This is a genomic window from Photorhabdus heterorhabditis, assembly GCF_001280945.1.
GTDB classification, from domain to species: Bacteria; Pseudomonadota; Gammaproteobacteria; order Enterobacterales; family Enterobacteriaceae; genus Photorhabdus; species Photorhabdus heterorhabditis.
Genome location: NZ_LJCS01000100.1, coordinates 1 through 8279, shown reverse-complemented (window position 1 = coordinate 8279; position 8279 = coordinate 1). Strand labels below are relative to the sequence as shown.

Genomic DNA, 8279 nt, shown 5'->3' with positions numbered 1-8279 from the left:
CTTCCCGCAAACCCCGAATGGTAAGCTGGATCGCCGGGCGTTGCCGGCACCGGACAATGAAGCTTTTGCCCGTCAGAGCTATGAGACACCGCAGGGGGAGACAGAAACCACACTGGCGACGATTTGGTGTGAGTTGCTGGGGATTGACCAGATTAGTCGGCACGATAATTTCTTTGCCCTAGGCGGCCATTCGTTACTGGCAATGCGGGTGATGAACCGGGTAGCCGCGCTGGGTGTCGAACTGCCGTTGACTACCCTGTTTTCGTCTCCTACTTTGATGGCTTTTGCTGAGGTCATGCAGGCTCGGTCTAGTCAACAGGGCGCTATATTGCCGGCCATCCTGCCGATATCCCGTGAGGAAGTGCTGCCGCTGTCATTTGCTCAACAGCGTCTGTGGTTCCTGGCTCAGTTGGATGGCGTCAGTGAGACTTATCATATCCCGATGGCCCTGCGCTTGGGTGGTCAACTGAATATTGTGGCCTGGCAGCAGGCGCTGGATGCTTTGTTTGTTCGTCATGAGGCGTTACGTTCTGTCTTTGTCTCGGTTGATGGTCAACCGCAAGTACGGCTATTGGAAGCGGATAGCGGCTTGCCTTTATCTCAACATGATCTGCGTGGACTCCCGGATGCCGACATGGTGCTTGAGCGTTTGAACGACGAGGAAGCCCATACTTCATTTGATCTTGACCATGGTCCGCTCATCCGTGCCCGTCTTATCCGGCTTGCCGATGATGAATACCAGTTCTTGCTCACCCAGCATCACATTGTTTCCGATGGCTGGTCTGTCAGTGTGCTGATACGTGAATTGAATGCGCTCTATACGGCATTTCTGGCCGGGCAACCGGACCCATTGCCACCGCTGGCGATTCAATACCCGGATTATGCCGCTTGGCAGCGCCAGTGGCTGTCGGCTGAACGTACCCGGATTCAATCCGACTATTGGCGTACTATGCTGGCTGACGCGCCGGTTCTGCTGGATCTACCCACTGACCGACCCCGTCCGCCTGAGCAGTCGTTTGCCGGCAATGTCGTGCCGGTTAACTTGGATGCGGCGTTAACGACCGCGTTGAAACGTCTGAGTGAGCAACACGGTGTCACGTTATTCATGACGCTGCTGTCCGCCTGGGCAATAGTCCTGTCGCGCCTGTCAGGTCAAGAGGATGTGGTGATAGGCACGCCGAGTGCTGGTCGCAGTCGTCAGGAAGTGGAACCGTTGATCGGGTTCTTTGTGAATACGCTGGCGTTGCGCATGGATTTGTCGGGCGAGTTGACGATAACCGAGTTGCTGGCACGTGTACGGCAAACCGCCTTAGCGGCGCAGGAACATCAGGATCTACCGTTTGATCAGGTGGTGGAAATTGTGCAACCGCCGCGCCGACTGGCGCATACGCCGTTGTTCCAGGTGATGTTTGCCTGGCAGAACAATGAGAACGCGGAATGGCAGCTACCGGGGCTGGCTGTGTCAGCAGTCGATCAAGCTCTTGGTGACGTCCAGTTTGATCTTGATCTTAGCTTGTCAGAAGAGGAGGGCGGGATTGCTGGTGTGCTGAGTTATGCCACCGCCCTGTTTGATCAACCGACCATAGAGCGGCAGGTGGGATATCTGCACATGGTACTGCAAGCCATGGTTGCTCATGCCGAACAGCGGATTGGGGAAATCAATATTCTGCCCCCGGCAGAGCGCAGGTTATTACTGGAAACCGGGAACGTGGCGGAAAGCGAGTATCCTGATGCGTTATGTCTTCATCAGTTATTTGAGCAACAGGTGGAGAAAACTCCAGAGGCGACGGCACTGGAGTATCAAGAGCAAACCCTTAGCTATGCGCAGTTAAATGCCCGTGCTAACCGGTTGGCTCATCAGCTGATTGCCTTGGGCGTAGAGCCGGACCAGCGGGTGGCGATTTGCGTATCACGGTCTCCGGCCATGGTGGTAGCGCTGTTGGCAGTGTTGAAAGCGGGTGGCGCTTATGTGCCTTTGGATTCAACTTATCCAATGGAACGTTTGACATATATCCTGAATGACACCACGCCGTCAGTGGTATTAGCGGATGTGACTGGGCAGGCAGCACTAGGTAACGAATCGTTAGCTGGGCTGACGGTACTTGACCCGAATACCCTGCCAGACCAGCCGGATAATAATCCATTGGTGACGGCATTGACACCACAGCATTTGGCGTATGTCATCTATACTTCTGGCTCTACCGGGCAGCCTAAAGGGGTGATGGTGGAACATCAGGCGGTATATCAGCGTCATTTGGGTTTTAATGAAAGCTATGCGATCACGGCGAAAGACCGGTTATTGCAATTTGCTTCTTTTGCTTTTGATGTTTCAGTAGAAGAATGCTTCTCGACATTATGCAACGGCGCCACGCTGGTGATGCGTGATGACAGCTGGCTGACTTCTGTTCAGGAATTTATTGCCTTAGCCGGGCAAAACCGGATCACGGTGATGTCTCTGCCGGTGTCATTTTGGTCTGAATTGATTGCCAGAGACGATGGATTACCGCTGCCGGATTGTCTCTGGCTGATCATCATTGGGGGTGAGGCGGTTAAAAAGAGAGCTGTTCAGGATTGGTTTGCGCGGGAAATCCACCGACCCCGGTTATTGAACGCGTACGGCCCGACGGAAAATACCGTGACAGCGACCTGTAAGGAGATAGTATCCCCTGCCGATGATTGTTCTATTGGTCGGCCACTTAAAAATACTTGTGTCTACCTGCTGGACAGATACGGTCAGCCAGTACCATTAGGCTGTGTGGGTGAAATGTATATTGGTGGTGTCGGGGTGGCACGGGGTTATTTGAACCGGCCAGAATTGAGCGTAGAACGTTTTATACCAGACCCCTTTAATCCGGTATCTGATGCGCGGATGTATCGTACTGGGGATTTGGCCCGCTATCTGCCAGACGGTAATCTAGAATTCCTAGGCCGTAACGACGAGCAGGTTAAAATCCGTGGTTTCCGGGTTGAGCTGGGTGAAATTGAAATCCGGCTGATGGAACACCCAGCAGTGCAAGAGGCGGCAGTGCTGACGCTGGATGATGGGCAGAATAAACGGTTGGTCGCCTATGTAATCGCGGAAGTCCATGAAGGGTTGGCAGCCCGTTTGCGTGAACATCTGAGTGCTGTTTTACCTGATTATATGGTCCCAGTAGCTTTTGTGCGCTTGGATGCCTTCCCGCAAACCTCTAACGGCAAGTTGGATCGCCGGGCGTTGCCTGCGCCAGGGGAGGAGGCGTTTGCCCGTCAGGTCTATGAGGCCCCGCAAGGAAAGGTAGAAACAATGCTAGCAGCTGTCTGGTGTGAACTGCTGGACGTTGAGCAGGTCAGCCGACATGACAGCTTCTTTGCGCTGGGCGGTCATTCACTGCTTGCTGTGCGCATGATTGAACGATTACGGCGTGTCGGTTTGGGTGTATCGGTACAAACGCTATTCCAGCATCCAACACTCTGTATTCTGGCCCAGTCTCTGGTTCAGCATAATGAAATCCAGGTGCCTGCTAACCGTATTACACCGGATACTACAGTGCTGACACCGGATCTGCTGCCGTTGATTGACCTGACTCAGCCTGAGATTGATCGCATTATTGACCAAGTACCGGGCGGAATAGCCAATATTCAGGATATCTATGCGCTGTCGCCGTTGCAGGACGGTATCCTGTTCCACCATCTGCTAGAGGATGAAGGTGATCCGTATCTGTTAATCGGCCAGATGATTTTTGCTGACAGGGCGATGTTGGACCATTATTTAGCGGCGGTTCAACGGACAATTGATCGGCACGATATTTTGCGCACCGCCTTTATTTGGCAGGGGTTATCAGTTCCGGCGCAGGTGGTCTGCCGTCAGGCCCCATTGTCAGTGACTGAATTGACACTAAACCCAGCTGACGGTTCGGTCAGTGACCAGTTAACCCGGCGTTTTGACCCACGTCAGTATCGTCTTGACCTGAGTCAGGCCCCGTTGTTGCGTTTTGTCATTGCCCAAGAAACTGATGGTCGCTGGTTCTTATTGGAATTGCATCATCACTTGATCGGTGACCATGAAACGATGGAAGTGATGCACCGTGAAGTGCAGGCGTATCTGACGGCTCAGGAAGACAACCTACCGACACCGGTACCGTTCCGTAATTTGGTGGCTCAGGCGCGGTTAGGTGTCAGTCAGGAAGAACACACTCGCTTCTTTACTGACATGTTAGCAGAGGTGGATGAACCGACCCTGCCGTTTGGTTTGATGGAAGTGCATCGTGATGGTTCGCAGGTGATGGAATCTCACCGGATGCTGACCGCTGGGTTGAATGACCGTCTGCGTAGTCAGGCCCGGCGTTTGGGTGTCAGTCTGGCAGCGTTGTGTCATCTAGCCTGGGCGCAGGTATTGTCGCGTACCAGTGGTCAGAAGAATGTCGTGTTTGGCACGGTGTTGTTTGGGCGTATGCAGGCAGGTGAAGGTGCCGAGAATGGCATGGGATTGTTTATCAATACGTTGCCGTTGCGGCTGGATATCGATGAGACCCCGGTACGGGATAGCGTGCAGGCCGCCCATACCCGATTGGCTGGATTATTGGCGCATGAACATGCTTCATTGGCGCTGGCCCAGCGGTGCAGCGGGGTGCGGGGGGATATCCCACTCTTTAATAGTCTGTTGAACTATCGGCATAATACTCTGGTGGAAACGCCAGATGACCTGATAAGCGGTATTGAATTTCTGGGTGGACAGGAGCGGACTAACTATCCATTTGTGCTGTCGGTGGAAGATTTTGGCGAATCGCTGGGACTGACCGCTCAGGTAATACAACCGTTTGATCCGGCCCGGTTATGTGGCTATATGCAGCAGGCGCTGGAGAGTCTGGTTGAGGCGCTTGACCAGTCCCCGGAGACTCCGGTACGGGCGTTGAATATCCTGCCTGAAGCGGAGCGGAGGTTGTTGCTAAAAACGTTGAACGCGACGGAAACCACGTATCCTGAGCAGTTATGCATTCATCAGTTGTTTGAACAGCAGGCAGCGAAAACTCCAGAGGCGACGGCACTGATAGCAGGAGATAAGACCTTAAGCTACGTGGAACTGAATATGCGTGCTAACCGGTTGGCTCGTCAGTTGATCGAACAAGGGGTTTGTCCTGATGAGTACATCGTGATCCTATTGGAGCGGTCGGTTGAACTGGTGGTAGCCCAATTGGCTATCCTTAAGGTTGGTGCCGTTTACGTGCCGATAGATACCCGTGTGCCGGAAGAACGGCGAAATTGGTTGATAAATGATTGTTCAGCCAAGTTATTGATTACTGATGTGCAAACTGATATCCCGGCTGGTCTCTCAGTTCCGTTGCTGCGTCTTTCTGATGAGGAAAATACGGGCAGAGAGGAAGATCGTATCAACCTTGATCTGGCGCGTTACAGTACCGGATCAGCGTATATCATGTACACATCAGGCTCGACTGGCATGCCAAAAGGTGTGGTCGTACCTCATCGTGCGGTGGTCAGGCTGGTCATCAATAATGGCTATGCTGAAGTCGGGCAGGATGACCGGGTTGCCTTCGCCGCTAATCCGGCTTTCGATGCCAGCACGTTTGAAGTTTGGGCACCCTTGCTCAACGGTGGAACGCTGGTGGTTATCGACCGCACCACGTTATTGACACCACAGGAGTTTGTACAGGCTTTACAGGCTCACCGCGTCACAGTTATGTGGCTGACTGTCGGGTTGTTTAACTGGTTGGCGGCAGAGTTATCTCCGGTTCTTCCGCAGATTAAAATCTTGATTGTCGGGGGTGATGCCCTTGACCCTTATGTCATTGGTCAGGTGCTGAGCAAAAATCCGCCACAACAGTTATTAAATGGCTATGGGCCGAGTGAAGGTACTACCTTTACTACGACATACCGTATTAATGCATTAGCGCAGGGAGCAACCAACGTCCCAATTGGCCGACCGGTAGCCAACACGCAGGTTTATCTGCTGGCTGCTGATGGTCAACCGGTGCCGCTGGGAGTAACCGGCGAGATTTATATTGGTGGAGATGGGGTAGCCCAAGGTTATCTTAATCGCCCTGAGTTAACCGCTGAACGTTTCCTTACTGATCCGTTCAGTGATAACCCAGATGCTCGCATGTACCGGACCGGGGATTTGGCTCGCTATCTGCCGGACGGTAATCTGGAATTCCTGGGCCGCAACGACCAGCAGGTTAAAATCCGTGGTTTCCGGATTGAACTGGGAGAAATTGAGACGCGTCTGGCAGAGCACCCGGCGGTGTGTGAGGTTGTTGTATTGGCACTGGGTGAGGGGCAGGATAAACAGCTGGTTGCCTATGTGGTGGCGGAAGCGCATGAGGGGCTGGTTAATAGTTTGAGTGAATACCTAAGTGCCCTGCTACCTGATTATATGGTGCCAAGTGCTTTTGTACGTCTGGATGCATTGCCATTGACTGCGAATGGTAAGTTGGATCGTCGTGCGCTACCTGCTCCGGATGGTGAAGCGGTTGCCCGTCAGGTTTACGCCGTGCCGCAGGGAGAAACAGAAATGGCCCTGGCGTCGATTTGGCGTGAATTACTGGGGATTGAACAGGTCAGTCGGTATGACAGCTTCTTTGCACTGGGCGGCCATTCATTGCTGGCGGTACGCATGATTGAACGCCTGCGTCATCTGGGATTGACACTGGCGGTGCGTGATCTATTCCAGTCGCCGGTGTTGTCAGACTTGGCCCAAACGTTGGGGCAGTATCGGGCTGTGATCGTGCCTGCTAATGTTATTACGCCAACAACCACCGTATTGACACCGGAAATGTTGCCACTGATAGATCTGACTCAGCCAGAGATTGACCGTATCGTCGGGCAGGTGCCGGGTGGGATGACCAATATTCAGGATATCTATGCGTTGTCACCGTTGCAGGACGGGATTTTGTTCCACCATTTACTGGCAAGCGAAGGTGATCCGTATTTGTTAGCCAACCAGATGGTCTTTGCTGACCGGACTCTGCTGGACCGCTATTTGACGGCGGTGCAACAGGTGGTTGATCGTCATGACATCCTGCGGACCGCCTTTATCTGGCAAGAGTTGTCTGTGCCGGCTCAGGTAGTCTGGCGTCAGGCACCTTTGTCGGTGACTGAATTGACGCTGGACCCGTCTGATGGGCCAGTTTGTGATCAACTGGCTGAACGTTTTAATCCTCTTCATTATCGTCTTGATTTGGGTCAGGCACCGTTGCTGAGTTTTGTGGTGGCGCAGGAGACCGATGGCCGCTGGTTCTTACTGGAGTTGCAACATCACCTGATTGGCGACCACACCACGATGGATGTGATGAACAACGAGGTTCAGGCATATCTTGCTGGACGGGAGGGCAACTTGCCGGTGCCGACACCTTTCCGCAATCTGGTCGCTCAGGCCCGGTTGGGGGTCAGTCAGGAAGAACACACCCGTTTCTTTACTGACATGTTAGCGGAGGTGGATGAACCAACCCTGCCGTTTGGTTTGACGGAGGTGCATAGTGATGGTTCACAGGTGACGGAATCTTACCGGATGCTGCCCGTCGGATTGAATGACCGTTTGCGTAGTCAGGCTCGGCGTTTGGGCGTCAGTCTGGCGGCACTGTGCCATCTGGCTTGGGCGCAGGTATTGTCGCGTACCAGCGGGCAGGAAAAAGTGGTGTTCGGCACGGTGTTGTTTGGGCGGATGGCGGCAGGCGAAGGTGCCGACAATGGCATGGGGTTGTTTATCAATACTCTACCGTTGCGGCTGGATATCAATGAGACTCCGGTACGAGACAGCGTACAGGCCGCCCATACCCGGCTGGCCGGATTATTGACGCATGAGCATGCTTCACTGGCGCTGGCCCAGCGTTGCAGTGGGGTGCGGGGGGATATCCCACTCTTTAGCAGCCTGTTGAACTATCGGCATAATGCCTTGCTGGCAACGTCAGATGAGTTGATAAGCGGTATTGAATTCCTGAGTGGTCAGGAGCGAACCAACTATCCGTTTGTGCTGTCGGTGGAGGATTTTGGTGAATCGCTGGGACTGACCGCTCAGGTGGTACAACCGTTTGATCCGGAAAACCTGTGCGGTTACATGCAACAAGCGCTGGAAAGTTTGGTAGAGGCGCTTGAACAAGCCCTTGATACACCGGTGCAGGCACTGAATATCTTGCCGGAAGTGGAACGGAAACTGCTGCTAGAAACCTGGAATGCGACGGAAACGGCGTACCCTGACCCGTGGTGTGTTCACCAATTGTTTGAACAGCAGGTAGAGAAAACCCCGGACGCGACGGCGTTAGAGTATGAAACGCAGACGCTCAGTTATG

General features: G+C 53.5%; 1 protein-coding gene. It reads left to right on the top strand.

The genetic code is table 11. From position 1 onward, the window contains the following. Positions 1-8279, top strand: an 8279-nt coding sequence (locus tag AM629_RS19895) for a non-ribosomal peptide synthetase (RefSeq protein WP_152912039.1), incomplete at both ends; no start/stop codon positions are given.